This window comes from Paraburkholderia sp. HC6.4b, from assembly GCF_014200875.1.
Classification (GTDB): domain Bacteria; phylum Pseudomonadota; class Gammaproteobacteria; order Burkholderiales; family Burkholderiaceae; genus Paraburkholderia; species Paraburkholderia tuberum.
Window position 1 is genome coordinate 26005 of sequence record NZ_JACHDC010000005.1, and the last position, 17394, is coordinate 43398.

The following is a 17394-nucleotide window of genomic DNA, read 5'->3' on the forward strand; positions in this document are numbered from 1 at the left end:
CCTTATTTGCCGCCGAGCGTTACGAACAGGGTCAGGAGCCCCAGCATGCCGATGATCATGGCGAACGCGTAGTGGTAGATGTAGCCGGATTGGAGGAAGCGGATCACGCTCGCGAACCAGCCGATAAAGCGTGCGCTGCCGTTGACGATGCCGTCGATCACGACCACGTCGCCTTCCTTCCACAGACCCCGGCCAATGGCCACCGCGCCTCGCGCAAACACGACTTCGTTGATCTTGTCCATGTAGTACTTGTTATCGAGCAACGTGTAGATCGGGCCGAATGCGCGCTTGATGACAGCGGGCAGATCCGGACGGACCAGATACAGGAACCATGCGACCACCACGCCTGCGAGCGCGAGCCAAACAGGCAGGCCCGACACCGAGTGCAGACCCATCGACGCCCAGCCCTGGAATTCTTCGGTCATCTCATGCAGCGCCGGATGGTTCTCGCTGATGTAGATCACCTTGTCGAACGCGACGCCGTGCTGGAAGAAGTCGCCGAACAGCATCGGACCGACGCCGATCGCGCCGATCACGATCGACGGAATCGCCAACAGCACGAGCGGCACCCACACGACCCACGGCGTTTCGTGCGGCTCGTGAGCGTGGTCGTCGTGACCATGACCATGGTCGTCATGCCCATGCGACTCGGCCTCCGCGCCCATCGGCGATTCCGGGTGCTTCGGATTGCGGAAGCGCTCCTCACCGTGGAACACCATGAAATACATACGGAACGAATACAACGCGGTCACGAACACGCTTGCGACCACGGCGAAGTACGCGAAACCCGAGCCTGGCAGATGCGACAGTTTCACCGCGTCGATGATCGAGTCTTTCGAGTAGAAGCCCGAGAAGAACGGCGTGCCGATCAGCGCGAGCGAACCGATCAGCGACGTGATCCACGTAATCGGCATGTACTTGCGCAGGCCGCCCATGTTGCGCATGTCCTGATCGTGATGCATGCCGATGATCACCGAACCCGCGCCGAGGAACAGCAGCGCCTTGAAGAACGCGTGCGTCATCAGGTGAAACACGGCGACCGAATATGCCGACGCGCCGAGCGCGACCGTCATGTAACCGAGCTGCGACAGCGTGGAATAAGCGACCACACGCTTGATGTCGTTCTGGACGATCCCGAGGAAACCCATGAACAGCGCGGTAATCGCACCGATGACCATGACGAACGACAGCGCCGTATCCGACAGTTCGAAGAGCGGGGACATGCGCGTGACCATGAAGATACCGGCCGTCACCATGGTCGCCGCGTGAATCAGCGCGGAGATCGGCGTCGGGCCTTCCATCGAGTCCGGCAGCCACACGTGCAGCGGGAACTGAGCCGACTTACCCATCGCGCCGATGAACAGGCAGATGCAAGCCACCGTCAGCAGGCCCCAGTCGGTACCCGGGAAGTTCAGCGCCGCGAGTTCGGTACGCTTCGCGAAGACTTCGCCGTAGTTCATCGAGCCGGCGAACGCGAACAGCAAACCGATGCCGAGCAGGAAACCGAAGTCGCCGACGCGGTTCACGATAAACGCCTTCATGTTCGCGTAGATCGCACTCTCACGCTTGAAGTAGAAGCCGATCAGCAGGTACGACATGAGACCCACCGCTTCCCAGCCGAAGAACAGCTGCAGGAAGTTGTTGCTCATCACGAGCATCAGCATCGAGAACGTGAACAGCGAGATGTACGAGAAGAAGCGCTGGTAGCCGTCGTCGTCGGCCATGTAGCCGATCGTGTAGATATGCACCATCAGCGACACGAAGTTCACCACGCAGATCATCATCGCGGTCAGCGAGTCGACCAGGAAACCGACTTCGAGCTGGGTCTTGCCGATTGACATCCATTGATAAATGGTCGCGTTGAAGCTCGCGCCGTCCATCACCTGGAAAAAGACCATGACCGACAGGATGAACGAAATCGCGACGCCGAGGATCGTGACCGAATGCGCACCCGCCCGCCCTATTGCCTTGCCGAACAGCCCCGCAATCAGGGAACCAGCGAGCGGTGCCAGCGGAATTGCCAACAGCAGGTTTTCATTGAGTATCGTGGACATAACCGCTTTTCCTGAAATTAACCTTTGAGCTGATCGAGATCCTCGACATTGATCGTGTCGAGACTACGGAACAGGGTCACCAGAATTGCGAGACCGATCGCCGCTTCGGCTGCCGCAACCGTCAGCACGAAGAAGACGAAAATCTGGCCATGCACGTCGCCCAGGTAGTGCGAGAACGCGACGAAATTGGTGTTCACCGCGAGCAGCATCAGTTCGATCGCCATCAGGATGATGATGACGTTGCGGCGGTTCAGGAAAATGCCGACGATGCTGATCGCAAACAGGATCGCGCCGAGGACAAGGTAATGGGCAAGGGTCAACATGATTTCTATCTCCTGTCCGCTCAGCTGTTCTTGGCCGGCGCCGAGTCGGCTGCTGCTGCAGCTGCCGCGGCAGCCGCTTGTTCCGCCGCGAGGGTCGCCGCGGTTTTCTCTGACGGCATCTTCACAACGCGCACGCGGTCCTGCACGCGCACCTTGACCTGTGCGCTGACGTTCTGACGCTTGCTGTCCTTCTTGTGGCTCGTGGTCAGCGCGATCGCCGCGATGATGGCAACCAGCAGGATCAGGCCGGCAATTTCGAACGCGAAGATGTAGTCGGTATAGATGACCTTGCCGATCAGGCGCGTGTTCGACCAGTCGCCCATGCCAGCGGCAGCCGCGGCCGTGTCGTGCAGCGCCGTGGTGGTCGCGCCGTAGCCGTGCCACAGGATCAGCGCGGTTTCGATCACGATGATCGCGCCCACCGCCGAGGCCATCGGCACGAAGCGTTTGAAGTCCTTGCGCAGCACGTCGAGATTGACGTCCAGCATCATCACGACGAACAGGAACAGCACCATCACCGCGCCGACGTAGACCAGCACCAGCAGGATCGCGAGGAACTCGGCCTCCAGCAGCATCCAGATCGCCGCTGCGTTGAAGAACGCCAGCACGAGAAACAGTGCGGATGACACCGGGTTGCGCGAGGTGATCACCTTCAGCCCTGAAACCACCAGGAGCAGCGCGAAGATGTAGAACAGTACGGTCGTGAATTCCATGATTACCGGTTCATCGTTAGGCCATCGTCAGGCATTGTTCTTTGGCACCCGTGGCTGGCAAAAGCGGACGAAAACGCCAGAACCGCCACACAGGTGCGCCGTGCCGCGGCGTTCAGGCCGCGGCGGTCGGCCCGACAGCAGGCCGTGTTACTGCTTTTACTGCCGCATTTGCTGCAAGCGGGAAAACGCTTCAACGATACGGTGCGTCGGCTGCCTTGTTGGCGGCGATTTCTGCTTCGTAACGATCGCCAACGGCCAGCAGCATTTCCTTCGTGAAGTAAAGGTCGCCGCGCTTCTCGCCGTGATACTCGAGAATGTGCGTCTCGACGATCGAATCGACCGGGCAGCTTTCTTCGCAGAAACCGCAGAAGATGCACTTGGTCAGGTCGATGTCGTAGCGCGTCGTGCGGCGCGTGTTGTCCGCGCGCGTTTCCGATTCGATTGTGATCGCGAGCGCCGGGCACACTGCTTCGCACAGCTTGCACGCGATGCAGCGCTCTTCGCCGTTTTCATAGCGGCGCAGCGCATGCAGACCGCGGAAACGCGGCGAGATCGGGGTCTTCTCTTCCGGGAACTGCACGGTGATCTTGCGCTGGAACGCGTAGCGTCCGGTCAGCGCGAGGCCTTTCAGGAGTTCCGTGAGGAAGAAAGTCTTGAAGAAGTTTTGGATTGCGGTCATAGGTTCGTCCGCCCTTTATTTCCAGATGTTCAACGGCGACATGATCCAGAAGCCGACCACCACGAGCCACACCACGCAGACCGGAATGAAAATCTTCCAGCCGAGACGCATGATCTGGTCATAGCGGTAGCGCGGGAACGTGGCACGCGCCCAGATGAACACCGACAACAGGAAGAAAACCTTGGCGACGAGCCAGACGATGCCCGGGATGAACGACAGGAACCCGAACGGGGCGCTCCAGCCGCCGAGGAACAGTGTTGCAGCCAATGCCGAGATCACGATCATGTTGATGTACTCGGCGAGGAAGAACAGCGCGAACGCCATACCCGAGTAATCGATCATGTGGCCCGCGACGATTTCCGATTCGCCTTCCACCACGTCGAACGGGTGACGGTTCGTTTCCGCGATGCCCGAGATGAAGTAGACGACGAACATCGGCAGGAGCGGCAGCCAGTTCCACGACAGGAAGTTCAGGCCGTGCGAGGCGAAGAAGCCCTGTTCCTGCGAGCCGACGATGCCCGACAGGTTCAGCGTGCCGGCCGTCATCAGCACGACCACCAGCGCGAAGCCCATCGAGATTTCGTACGAGACCATCTGCGCGGCGGCGCGCATCGCGCCGAGGAACGCGTACTTCGAGTTCGACGCCCAGCCGGCCAGAATCACGCCATACACGCCGATCGACGAGATCGCCATCGCGTATAGCAGACCCGCGTTGATGTCACCGAGCACCGCGCCCGCCTGGAAAGGAATCACCGCCCAGACCGCGAAGGCCGGCACCACCACCATGATCGGCGCGATCACGTAGATCCAGCGGCTTGCCTGAGCGGGCTGGATCACTTCCTTGAGCAGCAGTTTCAGCACGTCGGCGATCGGCTGCAAGAGCCCGGCGGGGCCGACGCGGTTCGGACCGAGACGCACATGCATCCAGCCGATCAGCTTGCGCTCCCACAGGATCAGGTAAGCCACGCACAGCAGGATCGCGACGGCCACCACCAGGATGCGCACGAGCGCCCACACCGTGGGCCATGCCACACCGAGAAGTTGGGCGCCGCCCGAGTTGATCGTATCGAACAAGCTCATTTACGCCTTCTCCACCACCAGTTCACCGAACAGGCTGCCCAGCGCTGCACCGGCAGGCGTAGCCGCCGATACGCGGACGACCGTGTCCGCAAGATTCGCATCGCGCACGGCCGGCAACTGCACCGCTTGCTCGCCCTGACGAACGCGCACCGCGTCGCCCTCTTTCAAACCCAGTTTGTCGAACAGCGCAGCCGGCAGGCCGACCGAATTCGCCGTACGGGCCGCCGCGGTCAGATGCAGCGACTCCGCGCGACGCACGAGCGCATCGGCATGATAGATCGGCACGTTCGCGAGACGCTCGAACTTGCCTTCCGCCGCCTTCGCGGCCTGGCCGCGCGTCACCGCGACGCTGGTGCGGTTCGATAGACGCGACTTCAGCTCGCCGTCGCCGAGCGCGGCCGCACGCACTTCTTCGACCGTGTCGTATTCGAAGCCCGGCGCGCCGAGCAGGCTGCCCAGCACGCGCAACACCTTCCAGGCCGGACGCGTGTCGCCGAGCGGACGCACGACGCCGTTGAACGCCTGCACCGTGCCTTCAGCGTTGACGAACGTACCGCCCGTTTCGGTGAACGGCGCGATCGGCAGCAGCACGTCGGCATAGTCCGCGCCCGTCTGGAACGGCGACATCACGACGACCATCTCGGCCTGCTTCAGCGCGGCAAGCGCCTGCGCCGGGTTGGCGGTATCGAATTCCGGCTCGAGATTCAGCAGCAGATAGCCCTTGCGCGGCTGCTCGAACACTTCACGCGCGCTCAGGCCGCCTTCGCCCGGCAGCGCATTCACGAGGTGCGCCCCGACCGTGTTGGCCGCTTCGGTAAGGAAACCGAGCGTTGCGCCGGTTACTTCGGCAATCCATTGCGCCGCGGCGTGGATCGCCGCGAAGTCCGGATGACGAACCGCTTCGTTACCGAGCAGCACGACGCGATGCTCGCCGGTGGTCAGCGATTTCGCGATCTGCTTGTGCGCGTCCGTCGGCTGTGTGCCGGCGAATGCTTCCGGCAATGCGACGCCCTTCGCTTCGCCCACCGCACCGGCGATGCCTGCCAACACCTCGAGCCATGCCGACGGCGCCGCGACCACGCGTTGCGCCTGAGGGATCATCGCGTCGTCGTTGGTGGCCTGGAGCAGCGTAAGTGCCGAACCGCCTCGTGCGACCTGGCGCAAACGCGCGGCGAACAGCGGATGGTCACGGCGCAGATCCGAACCGATCACGAGCGCCGCATCGACGTTCGACAGATCGGCGATCGTGCCGCCGAGCCACGGCGCGCCAGTAACGGGCGCCGAGAAATCCGACTGACGCAGACGGAAGTCGACGTTCGGCGTGCCGACCGCTTGCGCGATCTGCTTCAACAGGAACAGTTCTTCGACGGTGCTGTGCGCGCTCGACAGTGCGGCAAGCGCGTTCGCGCCGTGGTCACTCTTGATGCCCTTCAGACCCTTGACCACGTATTCGAGCGCGGTCTGCCAGTCGGTTTCGACCCACTGGCCGCCTTGCTTGAGCATCGGTTTGGTCAGACGCTCGGGGCTGTTCAGGCCTTCGTACGAGAAGCGGTCCTTGTCCGAGATCCAGCACTCGTTGATCGCTTCGTTTTCGAACGGCAAAACGCGCATCACGCGATTGTTTTTCACCTGCACGATGAGGTTCGCGCCGACGGAATCGTGCGGGCTCACCGACTTGCGACGCGACAGCTCCCATGTACGGGCGCTGTAGCGGAACGGCTTGCTCGTGAGCGCGCCGACCGGGCACAGGTCGATCATGTTGCCCGACAACTCGGAGTCGACCGTCTTGCCGACGAACGACGTGATTTCCGCATGCTCGCCGCGGCCCAGCATGCCGAGTTCCATCACGCCCGCGATTTCCTGGCCGAAGCGGACGCAACGCGTGCAGTGGATGCAGCGCGACATCTCTTCCATCGAGATAAGTGGGCCCACGTTCTTGTGGAACACCACGCGCTTTTCTTCGCTGTAGCGCGACGACGACTTGCCGTAACCGACGGCCAGATCCTGCAACTGGCATTCGCCACCCTGATCGCAGATCGGGCAATCGAGCGGATGGTTGATCAGCAGGAATTCCATCACGGCTTGCTGTCCCTTCACCGCCTTGTCCGACCTGGTGCGCACGATCATGCCGGCCGACACCGGCGTCGCGCACGCGGGCACGGCCTTCGGCATCTTCTCGACATCGACCAGACACATCCGGCAATTGGCCGCAATCGACAGCTTCTTGTGATAGCAGAAGTGAGGAATGTAGGTGTCGACCTTATGCGCAGCCTGGATCACCATGCTGCCTTCAGGCACCTCGACTTTCTTGCCGTCTATTTCCAGTTCAACCATGATGGTCAATCTTCCTTAACCTGTTACCGCTCAATCGTTCGCGTGTTCATCGCCCGCTTCGGGCGATGAATCCTGCGGTTGAGGTGTTCGTCTGGTAGTTATCCGTCAGCCAAACCTGTCGGCCCGACTCAGGCAGCCACGGTTTCGGGCGCCGCCGCCATACCGGCATGACCGCCGACGAGGCAATGCTTGTGGGCGACGTGATATTCGAATTCGTCCCAGTAGTGCTTGAGCATGCCCCGGACCGGCATCGCGGCCGCGTCGCCGAGCGCGCAGATCGTGCGGCCCATGATGTTTTCCGCGACGGAGTTCAGCAGATCCAGATCTTCCTGGCGGCCGAGACCATGCTCGATACGATGCACGACGCGATACAGCCAGCCCGTGCCTTCACGGCAAGGCGTGCATTGACCGCACGACTCTTCGTAATAGAAGTACGACAGGCGCAGCAGCGAGCGCACCATGCAGCGCGTCTCGTCCATCACGATCACTGCGCCCGAGCCGAGCATCGAGCCGGCCTTCGCGATCGAGTCGTAATCCATGTCGGTCTGCATCATCATCTCGCCCGGAATCACCGGCGCCGACGAACCACCAGGAATCACAGCCTTGATCTTCTTGCCGCCACGCATGCCGCCGGCGAGTTCCATCAGCGTCGCGAACGGCGTGCCGAGCGGAATTTCGTAATTGCCCGGACGCTCGACGTCGCCCGACACCGAGAAAATCTTCGTGCCGCCGTTGTTCGGCTTGCCGATTTCAAGGTAATTCTGCGGGCCGATGGCGAGCAGGAACGGCACCGCCGCGAACGTTTCGGTGTTGTTGATCGTGGTCGGCTTGCCGTACACGCCAAAGCTCGCCGGGAACGGCGGCTTGAAGCGCGGCTGCCCCTTCTTGCCCTCGATCGATTCGAGCAGCGCGGTTTCTTCGCCACAGATGTACGCGCCGTAACCGTGATGCGCATGCAGCTCAAACGAAAAGCCAGAGCCCATGATGTTGTCGCCGAGGAACCCGGCGCGGCGAGCTTCTTCCAACGCTTCTTCGAAGCGCTTATAGACTTCCCAGATTTCGCCGTGAATATAGTTGTAGCCGACCGTGATGCCCATCGCGTACGCGCCGATCGCCATACCTTCGATCAGCGAATGCGGATTGAAGCGCAGAATGTCGCGGTCCTTGAACGTACCCGGCTCGCCCTCGTCCGAATTACAGACGAGGTACTTCTGGCCCGGGAACTGACGCGGCATGAAGCTCCACTTCAGACCGGTCGGGAAGCCCGCGCCGCCGCGGCCGCGCAGACCCGACGCCTTGACGTCGGCGATCACCTGCTCGGGCGCGATCTTTTCTTCCAGGATACGGCGCAGCTGGGCGTAACCGCCGCGCGCCACGTAATCTTCGAGATGCCAGTTGTCGCCGTTCAGGCCGGCGAGAATCAGCGGTTTGATGTGACGATCGTGTAAAGACGTCATTTCGAAAGTTCCTCGAGCAGCTGGTCGATCTTCTCGCGGCTCATGAAGCTGCACATGCGTTGGTTGTTCACCAGCATCACGGGCGCGTCGCCGCACGAACCCATGCACTCACCCTCTTTCAGCGTGAATTTGCCATCGTGCGTGGTTTCGCCGAAGTCGATGCCGAGCTTCTGCTTCAGGTATTCAGCGGCGCTTTCGGAACCGCCGTCCGGGCCGAGCTGGCACGGCAGGTTCGTACAGAGCGTGATCTTGAACTTGCCAACCGGCGAGGTCTCATACATCGTGTAGAAGGTCGCTACCTCCTGCACGGCGATTGCCGGCATGCCGAGATAATCCGCGACGAACTGCATGAGTTCGGGCGACAGCCAGCCATGCTCCGTTTGAGCAATGGCCAACGCCGACATCACGGCGGACTGTTTCTGATCCGCGGGGTACTTTGCGACCGCACGATCGATTTCTTTCAGGCCTTCAGCTGAGATCATTTTCAGACACGACTCTTTCAATTCCTACCGAACGAAAACCTGTCGCTCACGTCAAACTGCGACAGACCCGGCGTTCCTTTGCTTGACCCGCGTGGCGGTGCGACGACCGCAGACGCGCGTCGATGAATACGTCCTAGCGATCCACTTCGCCGAACACGATGTCCTGCGTGCCGATGATCGTCACGGCGTCGGCGATCATGTGGCCGCGCGCCATTTCGTCGAGCGCGGACAGGTGCGCATAGCCCGGGGCGCGGATCTTCAAACGATACGGCTTGTTGGCGCCGTCCGAGATCAGATAGATGCCGAACTCGCCCTTCGGATGTTCGACTGCGGCATACGCCTCGCCTTCGGGCACATGGAAGCCTTCGGTGAACAGCTTGAAGTGGTGGATCAGATCTTCCATGTTCGACTTCATGCCGACGCGCGACGGCGGCGCAACCTTGTGATTGTCCGTCATTACCGGGCCCGGATTTTTGCGCAGCCACTCAATGCACTGTTTCGCGATACGCGTGGACTGGCGCATTTCTTCGACGCGCACCAGATAGCGGTCATAGCAGTCGCCATTCACGCCGACCGGAATGTCGAAGTCGAGCTTGTCATAAACCTCATACGGCTGCTTCTTGCGCAGATCCCACTCGATCCCCGAGCCACGCAGCATCGCGCCGGTCATGCCGAGCTGCAGCGCGCGCTCCGGGCTGACCACGCCGATACCAACCAGACGCTGCTTCCAGATCCGGTTGTCGGTGAGCAGCGTTTCGTATTCGTCGACACACTTCGGGAAGCGCATAAAGAAGTCGTCGATGAAGTCGAGCAGCGAACCCTGACGGTTTTCGTTCATCTTCGACAACGCCTTCGCATTGCGAATCTTCGACGCCTTGTATTGCGGCATTGCGTCAGGCAGATCGCGATAGACGCCGCCCGGGCGATAGTAGGCCGCGTGCATGCGCGCGCCCGACACCGCCTCGTACACGTCCATCAGGTCTTCGCGCTCGCGGAACGCATACAGGAACACCGCCATCGCACCGACGTCGAGCGCGTGCGAGCCAATCCACATCAGGTGATTCAACACGCGCGTGACTTCGTCGAACAGCACACGAATGTATTGCGCGCGCAGCGGCACGTCGATGCCGAGCAGCTTTTCAATGGCGAGCACGTAGCCGTGCTCGTTGGCCATCATCGACACGTAGTCGAGACGGTCCATGTACGGCACCGACTGGATGAACGTCTTGCTTTCGGCGAGCTTTTCAGTCGCGCGATGCAGCAGACCGATGTGCGGATCGGCGCGTTGGATCACTTCGCCGTCGAGTTCGAGCACGAGACGCAACACACCGTGCGCTGCCGGGTGCTGCGGACCAAAGTTGAGCGTGTAGTTCTTGATCTCTGCCATGACGTTCTCTTAGTGTTTCAGACCGCCATAGCGATCCTCGCGGATCACGCGCGGCGTGATTTCCCGCGGCTCGATCGTCACCGGCTGATAAACGACGCGCTTCTCTTCCGGGTCGTAACGCATCTCGACGTAGCCGGAGACCGGGAAATCCTTGCGGAACGGATGACCGATGAAACCGTAGTCGGTCAGAATGCGGCGCAGGTCCGGGTGGCCTTCGAAGACGATGCCGTACAGGTCGAACGCTTCGCGCTCGTACCAGTTGACCGAATTCCAGATATCGACGACGGACGGCAGGATCGGCATGTCGTCGTCCGGCGCGAACACGCGCAGCCGCAGACGCCAGTTGTTTTGTACCGACAGCAGATGCAGCACTGCCGCAAAACGCGGGCCGTCGTAAGCGCCTTCGGCATAGGTCTGATAATCGACGCCGCACAGGTCGACACACTGCTCGAAACCGAGCGAGCGATCGTCGCGCAGACGCTTTGCCACGTTGAGGTAGTCGCCGGCCTTGACGACGATCGTCAATTCACCGACCGACTCGGTCACGCTCAACAGGAGGCCGCCAAAGGCCGCCTCGAGGTTCGCTTTCAGGGTCTCGAGTTTGCTTGCCATATTGTGGGGAGGCGTTGGCCTTATTGACGGGCGATGGTGTTAGTGCGGCGAATCTTGGCTTGCAGCTGGATCACGCCGTATACCAGCGCTTCCGCCGTGGGCGGACAACCCGGCACGTACACATCGACCGGGACGATCCGGTCGCAGCCGCGCACCACCGAGTATGAGTAGTGGTAATAGCCACCGCCGTTCGCGCATGAGCCCATCGAGATCACCCACCGCGGCTCCGCCATCTGGTCGTAAACCTTGCGCAGAGCGGGCGCCATCTTGTTGCACAGCGTGCCGGCGACGATCATCACGTCCGACTGACGCGGACTCGGACGAAACACCACGCCGAAACGGTCGAGATCATAACGGGCAGCGCCCGCATGCATCATCTCGACCGCGCAGCACGCAAGACCGAACGTCATCGGCCACAGCGAGCCGGTGCGCGTCCAGTTGATCAGTTTGTCCGCCGTAGTGGTGACAAACCCTTCCTTCAAGACCCCTTCGATACTCATTTGCTTTCCACTCCAGACGGGGCGGCAAGCCTGGCCACCCACGCAAACCGGCGATTAATCCATCATTCCCAGTCGAGGCCGCCCTTCTTCCAGATGTAGGCAAAGCCAAGCAGGAACTCGAGCAGGAAAATCATCATTGCCGTGAACCCAGTCCAGCCGATGTCACGCAACGCCACGCCCCACGGGAACAGGAATGCGGTCTCAAGGTCGAAAATGATGAAGAGAATGGCGACGAGGTAGTAGCGCACGTCGAATTTCATGCGCGCATCTTCGAATGCTTCGAAGCCGCACTCGTACGGTGCGTTTTTCTCGGTGTCGGGCTTGTTGGGACCGAGGAGCTTGCCAATACTGACCAGTGCTACGCCTAAACCGGTGCCCACAATAAGGAACAGCAAAACGGGGAAATAGGCTGCGAGGTTCAAGACAATCCTCAATCGGTTGGTTCTGAGTGCCGTCAGGAGCATAGCACCCCTGACGCGAAATCACTTCCTCAACGCGCATGACGTAAGCTGTACAGCGATACGCCAGAAGTGAAAATGCCAGCCGAAGCGAAGCAAACGGCTGGCATTTAGATAACATTTGGTGCCGACGGCGAGACTCGAACTCGCACAGCTTTCGCCACTACCCCCTCAAGATAGCGTGTCTACCAATTTCACCACGTCGGCACTATATGCAATCCGGGAAAACAACTTGCAAAACCCGCGAATCGCTTCAAGACTTGAATTGTAACTTGCTTAAGCAGATTGTTCAACGCACAAGACCACGTCCGCCGAAAATTTATTTCGGCACGCCCGTCGCCGGAACCGACGCAGGCGAAGCCGGCGCTGCCGCCACCGGGGCCGAGCCCGCAGCCGGCGCCGAAGCCGCGACCGGCGCAGTAGCTGCCGCGCCCAGCACGCCTGCCGACGGCTTCACGTGATACGCACCAAGGTAAGTGAGTGCCAGTGTCGTGGCAAAGAACAGCGCTGCGAGCACTGCCGTGGTACGCGACAGGAAGTTCGCCGAACCCGTCGCACCGAACAGGCTACCCGACGCGCCGCTGCCGAAAGCCGCGCCCATATCGGCACCTTTGCCGTGCTGCAGCAACACAAGTCCGATGACCCCGAACGCCGACAACAACTGAACGACGATAATCAATGTTTTCAAATACAGCATCACACTCACCTGAGTCTTTATTTAACCGCGCCGCACACTGTGTGTTGCGCGAAATGGAGTCATCCTCGCCGAGACGCCCAGCTTAACCAGCTACGCTGGTCGCAGCGGCCGCCTTGCAGATCGCCAGGAAATCCTGATCTTTCAACGACGCGCCGCCGATCAGGCCGCCGTCGATATCGAGCTGACGGAACAGTTCTTCCGCGTTGTCCGGCTTAACGCTGCCGCCGTATAGCAACGGCACGTCCGCCGCACCCTTGGCCGCGAGACGTGCGCGCAGGAACCCATGCACGGCCTGCGCCTGTGCCGCCGATGCGCTCTTGCCGGTGCCAATTGCCCACACCGGCTCATACGCGACGACGAGGCGAGCCGCTTCCTGAGCCGACAGCTTCGCGAGCACCTCGTCGAGCTGACCGCCGACGACCTGCTCGGTGCAATCCGCTTCGCGTTCTTCGAGCGTTTCGCCGACGCACACGATCGGCGTCAAACCCGCCTCGAGCACACGCTGCGCTTTCACCGCGACCAGTTCGGCGCTTTCGCGGTGATACGCGCGGCGCTCCGAGTGCCCGACGATCGCAAACGTGGCGCCGAAGTCCGTCACCATCGGCGCAGCCACTTCGCCGGTATAGGCGCCATGCGTGAACGCGGACACGTCCTGCACGCCCCACACGACCGGGCTGCCTTCGAGCAGCGACTGAGTCTGCCCGAGATAGAGGCTCGGCACGCACACACCGACGCGCACGTCGGCCGGCAATTCACTGGCGCCCTGTGCCACTGCCTGCAGCAACGCGGCGTTCGCGGCGAGCCGCCCATGCATCTTCCAGTTACCGACTACCAGTTTGGCTCGTTGTTGATTCGACATCGTCTCGTATTGTCCTGTCTTGCCAGTCCGGCCTGCTGCCGGCGGACTTCGCTCGCGCCTCGCTGCAGTTCGTTCCTGCGCTCGCGGCCCGCCCGTCGGATTGATCCGGCGCGCGCAAAACGCGCAATTTTACTGCGTGGGGTGGATCGGGTCAAACCGATGACGTCAAGCCTCCTGACCCCACGTCAACACGATCTTGCCGACGTGCGTGCCGCTTTCCATCAGCGCATGCGCGTCGGCAGCCTGGGCGGCCGGAAACACGCGATGCACGACCGGCTTGATGCGCCCAGCTTCGAGATGCGGCCACACGCGCTCCTTCAGTTGCGCGGCGATCTGCGCCTTGAACTCGATCGGCCGTGGTCGCAGCGTCGAACCGGTCACCGTCAGACGGCGACGCAACACTTCGTTCAGGTTCAGCTCCGCCTTCGCGCCGCCGAGCAGCGCAATTAGTACGATACGGCCACCGTCGGCGAGAGCCGACAATTCGCGCGGCACGTAGCTGCCTGCCACCATGTCGAGGATCACGTCGACGCCACGATCGTTGGTCAGCGACTTGATGACTTCGACGAAATCTTCAGTCCTGTAGTTGATCGCGCGTTCGGCGCCGAGCGCTTCGCACGCGCGGCACTTTTCGTCCGAACCCGCGGTCGCGAACACACGGAAGCCGAGCGCGTGCGCAATCTGGATCGCCGTCACGCCGATGCCGCTCGAACCACCCTGCACGAGCAGCGTTTCATTCGCACCGCCCTCGCCCTGGCCGAGCTGCGCGCGATTGAAGACGTTGCTCCACACCGTGAAAAAAGTCTCGGGCAGCGAAGCCGCTTCGATATCCGACAACCCCGTCGGCACCGGCAGGCATTGCAGCAGCGGCGCGGCCGCAAATTCCGCGTAGCCGCCGCCCGCGAGCAGCGCGCACACGCGATCGCCGATCTTCAGACCAAACGGGTTGCTCTTCGCGTCGATCGTGCCGCCGACGATCTCGCCCGCCACCTCCAGCCCCGGCAGATCCGACGCTCCCGGCGGCGGCGCATAGCCGCCCTTGCGCTGAAACACGTCCGGACGATTGATGCCGGATGCCGCCACCTTGATCAGCACCTCGCCAGCCTTGAGCTGCGGCGTCGGACGCTCCGCCAGCTTGAGGACTTCCGGCGCACCGAATTCAGTGATTTCGATCGCTTTCATCTGCGTCAACTCCAAGATTGGATTGCGTTACCTACCCGTTGCCGCCGTCTGCCGTAGCGCACCGCTGCGATTCGAATGCGCAACGCAATCCATCCTGCATGAAAAACGGCCGGCGCGCATGACACGGCCGGCCGTTTGTCCGCTACCGCCTTACTGCGGCGTCGGCTCGCCTTGCGGCGCGTCGTTCAGCAATGCCTTCGCCGACAGACGCACACGACCCTTCTCGTCCGTCTGGATGACCTTGACCTTCACCTGCTGGCCATCCTTCAGATAGTCGTTGATGTCCTTGATGCGCTCGTTCGCGATCTCGGAGATATGCAGCAGACCATCCTTACCCGGCAGGATGTTCACGATCGCGCCGAAGTCGAGCAGCTTGAGCACGGTGCCTTCGTACACCTGGCCCACTTCGACTTCCATCGTGATCGCTTCGATACGACGCTTCGCTTCGGCCATGCCTTCGCTGTTCGTGCTCGCGATCGTGACGACGCCGTCATCCGAAATGTCGATCGTCGTGCCGGTTTCTTCGGTGAGCGCGCGGATCACCGAGCCGCCCTTGCCGATCACGTCGCGAATCTTTTCCGGGTTGATCTTGATCGTGATCATGCGCGGTGCGAACTCCGACAGTTGGGTGTTCGCGCCGGCCACGGCCGAGGTCATCTTGCCGAGGATGTGCATGCGGCCTTCCTTCGCCTGCGCGAGCGCGACCTGCATGATTTCCTTCGTGATGCCCTGAATCTTGATGTCCATCTGCAGCGCGGTCACGCCTTGTTCCGTACCCGCGACCTTGAAGTCCATGTCGCCGAGGTGATCTTCGTCGCCGAGAATGTCGGTCAGCACCGCGAAGCGATTACCTTCGAGGATCAGGCCCATCGCGATACCGGCGACGTGCGCCTTCATCGGCACGCCGGCGTCCATCAGCGCGAGGCAGCCGCCGCACACCGAAGCCATCGACGACGAACCGTTCGATTCGGTGATTTCCGACACGACGCGGATCGAGTAGCCGAACTCGTCGGCGCTCGGCAGGCACGCGACGAGCGCGCGCTTGGCGAGACGGCCGTGACCGATTTCACGGCGCTTCGGCGAACCGACGCGGCCCGTTTCGCCCGTCGCGAACGGAGGCATGTTGTAGTGGAGCATGAAGCGTTCGCGGTACTCGCCTTCGAGCGCGTCGATGTTTTGCTCGTCGCCCTTCGTGCCGAGCGTCGCGACCACCATCGCCTGCGTCTCGCCGCGCGTGAACAGCGCCGAGCCGTGGGTACGCGGCAGCACGCCGGTGCGGATTTCGATCGGGCGCACGGTGCGCGTGTCGCGGCCGTCGATACGCGGCTCGCCGTTCAGGATCTGCGTACGGACGATCTTCGCTTCGATGTCGAACAGCACGTTGCCGACCGACGCCTTGTCGGCCGCCACGGTGCCCGCTGCCGCCGCTTCTTCCTCGAGCTTCGCCGAGGTCGCCGCGTAGACTTCCTTCAGCTTGGTCGAGCGAGCCTGCTTGTCGCGGATCTGGTAAGCGGCGAGCAGATCGGCCTGCGCGAGTTCGGTCACGCGTGCGATCAGCGCTTCGTTCTTTGCGGCGGGCTGCCAGTCCCACTCGGGCTTGCCGCCTTCCCGGACGAGTTCGTGGATCGCGTCGATCGCGGTCTGCATCTGCTCGTGACCGAACACGACGGCGCCGAGCATCACTTCTTCGCTCAATTGCTGCGCTTCCGATTCGACCATCAGCACCGCGCGTTCCGTGCCGGCGACGACGAGGTCGAGTGCCGATTCCTTCATCTGCGGACGCGTCGGGTTCAGCACGTATTCGTTGTTGATATAGGCCACGCGCGCCGCGCCGACCGGGCCGTTGAACGGCAGACCGGACACCGCGAGCGCCGCCGAGGCGCCGATCAGCGCAGGGATGTCGGCGGGGATTTCCGGATTCAGCGACAGCACGTGAATCACGACCTGCACTTCGTTGTAGAAGCCTTCCGGGAAGAGCGGACGCAGCGGACGGTCGATCAGGCGCGAGATCAGCGTCTCGCCTTCCGACGGACGGCCTTCGCGACGAAAGAAGCCACCCGGGATCTTGCCGGCGGCGTAAGTCTTTTCGATGTAATCGACGGTGAGGGGGAAGAAGTCCTGGCCCGGCTTCGCGGTCTTCGCGCCGACCACGGTGGCGAGCACCACGGTATCTTCGACGTCGACGATCACCGCGCCGCCCGCCTGGCGAGCGATTTCACCGGTTTCGAGGCGAACGTTGTGCTGGCCCCACTTAAACTCTTTGACGATCTTATTGAACATAGTCATTGCTTTTCCTCATCGTAATGCCGCGCGGACCGGAGCGGCGCGGCAACGCCAAGCCGGCGCCGCATGGGAAGAGTCGTGCTATGCCATTCCAGAGAGCCACGTGCTGCGACTGCGCGCGAACCGCTGGAATGACACAAAACTCCGCCCTGAAGCCCGGCCTTGTTTCCTGTTACTGCTTCTTCTACTGCTGTTGTTCTGCTACTGCTACTGCGCTTGCCCGTAGACGCCGCGCGAACCGGCATACGCCGCGGATCACAGGCGGCGCGCGTTACACGAAGCGCACCGCGCAAA

Annotated in this window: 16 protein-coding genes and 1 tRNA gene; all 17 read right to left on the reverse strand. The window is 61.8% G+C overall.

Annotation, left to right across the window (positions count from 1 at the left end; all coding sequences use genetic code 11):
* Positions 1-2 precede the first annotated feature (2 nt).
* Positions 3-2054, reverse strand: a complete 2052-nt coding sequence (gene nuoL / locus HDG34_RS08805) for an NADH-quinone oxidoreductase subunit L (RefSeq protein WP_184059316.1) — start codon at positions 2052-2054, stop codon at positions 3-5.
* Between the two features lie 17 nt (positions 2055-2071).
* The gene (gene nuoK / locus HDG34_RS08810) at positions 2072-2377 is read right to left on the reverse strand and encodes an NADH-quinone oxidoreductase subunit NuoK (protein WP_006052894.1); all 306 of its coding nucleotides are present in this window, start codon (positions 2375-2377) and stop codon (positions 2072-2074) included.
* A gap of 20 nt (positions 2378-2397) precedes the next feature.
* Positions 2398-3090, reverse strand: coding sequence for an NADH-quinone oxidoreductase subunit J (locus HDG34_RS08815; protein WP_090803774.1), 693 nt, complete (start codon positions 3088-3090; stop codon positions 2398-2400).
* Positions 3091-3280: 190 nt separating this feature from the next.
* Complete coding sequence (gene nuoI, locus HDG34_RS08820; RefSeq protein WP_090803773.1) at positions 3281-3769, reverse strand: NADH-quinone oxidoreductase subunit NuoI; 489 nt, start codon at positions 3767-3769, stop codon at positions 3281-3283.
* Positions 3770-3784: 15 nt separating this feature from the next.
* Positions 3785-4849 carry an NADH-quinone oxidoreductase subunit NuoH gene (gene nuoH / locus HDG34_RS08825; protein WP_184059318.1) on the reverse strand — a complete coding sequence of 355 codons (1065 nt, stop codon included), beginning with the start codon at positions 4847-4849 and terminating at the stop codon, positions 3785-3787.
* On the reverse strand, positions 4850-7183 hold the full coding sequence (nuoG, locus tag HDG34_RS08830) for an NADH-quinone oxidoreductase subunit NuoG (protein ID WP_184059320.1): 2334 nt from the start codon (positions 7181-7183) through the stop codon (positions 4850-4852). It abuts the gene before it with no gap.
* Between the two features lie 128 nt (positions 7184-7311).
* Positions 7312-8640 (reverse strand): NADH-quinone oxidoreductase subunit NuoF, encoded by a 1329-nt coding sequence (gene nuoF, locus HDG34_RS08835; RefSeq protein WP_090803768.1) that lies wholly within the window; start codon positions 8638-8640, stop codon positions 7312-7314.
* Positions 8637-9122 carry an NADH-quinone oxidoreductase subunit NuoE gene (gene nuoE / locus HDG34_RS08840; protein WP_184059322.1) on the reverse strand — a complete coding sequence of 162 codons (486 nt, stop codon included), beginning with the start codon at positions 9120-9122 and terminating at the stop codon, positions 8637-8639. Before nuoE ends, nuoF begins: the two co-directional genes overlap by 4 nt.
* Before the next feature lie 133 nt (positions 9123-9255).
* Positions 9256-10509 (reverse strand): NADH-quinone oxidoreductase subunit D, encoded by a 1254-nt coding sequence (locus HDG34_RS08845; RefSeq protein ID WP_184059324.1) that lies wholly within the window; start codon positions 10507-10509, stop codon positions 9256-9258.
* A 9-nt stretch (positions 10510-10518) separates the two neighbouring features.
* Positions 10519-11121 carry an NADH-quinone oxidoreductase subunit C gene (locus HDG34_RS08850; protein ID WP_090803764.1) on the reverse strand — a complete coding sequence of 201 codons (603 nt, stop codon included), beginning with the start codon at positions 11119-11121 and terminating at the stop codon, positions 10519-10521.
* Between the two features lie 20 nt (positions 11122-11141).
* Positions 11142-11621, reverse strand: coding sequence for an NADH-quinone oxidoreductase subunit B family protein (locus HDG34_RS08855; RefSeq protein WP_006052903.1), 480 nt, complete (start codon positions 11619-11621; stop codon positions 11142-11144).
* A 62-nt stretch (positions 11622-11683) separates the two neighbouring features.
* Positions 11684-12043 (reverse strand): NADH-quinone oxidoreductase subunit A, encoded by a 360-nt coding sequence (locus HDG34_RS08860; protein ID WP_184059326.1) that lies wholly within the window; start codon positions 12041-12043, stop codon positions 11684-11686.
* Between the two features lie 158 nt (positions 12044-12201).
* A tRNA-Leu gene (locus tag HDG34_RS08865) sits at positions 12202-12286 on the reverse strand.
* A 112-nt stretch (positions 12287-12398) separates the two neighbouring features.
* Positions 12399-12776, reverse strand: coding sequence for a preprotein translocase subunit SecG (gene secG / locus HDG34_RS08870; protein WP_184059328.1), 378 nt, complete (start codon positions 12774-12776; stop codon positions 12399-12401).
* A gap of 82 nt (positions 12777-12858) precedes the next feature.
* The gene (tpiA, locus tag HDG34_RS08875; RefSeq protein ID WP_184059330.1) at positions 12859-13635 is read right to left on the reverse strand and encodes a triose-phosphate isomerase; all 777 of its coding nucleotides are present in this window, start codon (positions 13633-13635) and stop codon (positions 12859-12861) included.
* A 165-nt stretch (positions 13636-13800) separates the two neighbouring features.
* Positions 13801-14817, reverse strand: coding sequence for an NAD(P)H-quinone oxidoreductase (locus HDG34_RS08880; RefSeq protein WP_090803759.1), 1017 nt, complete (start codon positions 14815-14817; stop codon positions 13801-13803).
* A gap of 150 nt (positions 14818-14967) precedes the next feature.
* Positions 14968-17103, reverse strand: coding sequence for a polyribonucleotide nucleotidyltransferase (gene pnp, locus HDG34_RS08885; protein ID WP_176078899.1), 2136 nt, complete (start codon positions 17101-17103; stop codon positions 14968-14970).
* Positions 17104-17394 lie beyond the last annotated feature (291 nt).

Bases quoted from the DNA above. Each gene is read 5' to 3' on its own strand.
- nuoL (WP_184059316.1), bottom strand. From the start codon at position 2,054: ATGTCCACGATACTCAATGAAAACCTGCTGTTGGCAATTCCGCTGGCA.
- nuoK (WP_006052894.1), bottom strand. From the start codon at position 2,377: ATGTTGACCCTTGCCCATTACCTTGTCCTCGGCGCGATCCTGTTTGCG.
- HDG34_RS08815 (WP_090803774.1), bottom strand. From the start codon at position 3,090: ATGGAATTCACGACCGTACTGTTCTACATCTTCGCGCTGCTCCTGGTG.
- nuoI (WP_090803773.1), bottom strand. From the start codon at position 3,769: ATGACCGCAATCCAAAACTTCTTCAAGACTTTCTTCCTCACGGAACTC.
- nuoH (WP_184059318.1), bottom strand. From the start codon at position 4,849: ATGAGCTTGTTCGATACGATCAACTCGGGCGGCGCCCAACTTCTCGGT.
- nuoG (WP_184059320.1), bottom strand. From the start codon at position 7,183: ATGGTTGAACTGGAAATAGACGGCAAGAAAGTCGAGGTGCCTGAAGGC.
- nuoF (WP_090803768.1), bottom strand. From the start codon at position 8,640: ATGACGTCTTTACACGATCGTCACATCAAACCGCTGATTCTCGCCGGC.
- nuoE (WP_184059322.1), bottom strand. From the start codon at position 9,122: ATGATCTCAGCTGAAGGCCTGAAAGAAATCGATCGTGCGGTCGCAAAG.
- HDG34_RS08845 (WP_184059324.1), bottom strand. From the start codon at position 10,509: ATGGCAGAGATCAAGAACTACACGCTCAACTTTGGTCCGCAGCACCCG.
- HDG34_RS08850 (WP_090803764.1), bottom strand. From the start codon at position 11,121: ATGGCAAGCAAACTCGAGACCCTGAAAGCGAACCTCGAGGCGGCCTTT.
- HDG34_RS08855 (WP_006052903.1), bottom strand. From the start codon at position 11,621: ATGAGTATCGAAGGGGTCTTGAAGGAAGGGTTTGTCACCACTACGGCG.
- secG (WP_184059328.1), bottom strand. From the start codon at position 12,776: ATGCTGTATTTGAAAACATTGATTATCGTCGTTCAGTTGTTGTCGGCG.
- tpiA (WP_184059330.1), bottom strand. From the start codon at position 13,635: ATGTCGAATCAACAACGAGCCAAACTGGTAGTCGGTAACTGGAAGATG.
- HDG34_RS08880 (WP_090803759.1), bottom strand. From the start codon at position 14,817: ATGAAAGCGATCGAAATCACTGAATTCGGTGCGCCGGAAGTCCTCAAG.
- pnp (WP_176078899.1), bottom strand. From the start codon at position 17,103: ATGACTATGTTCAATAAGATCGTCAAAGAGTTTAAGTGGGGCCAGCAC.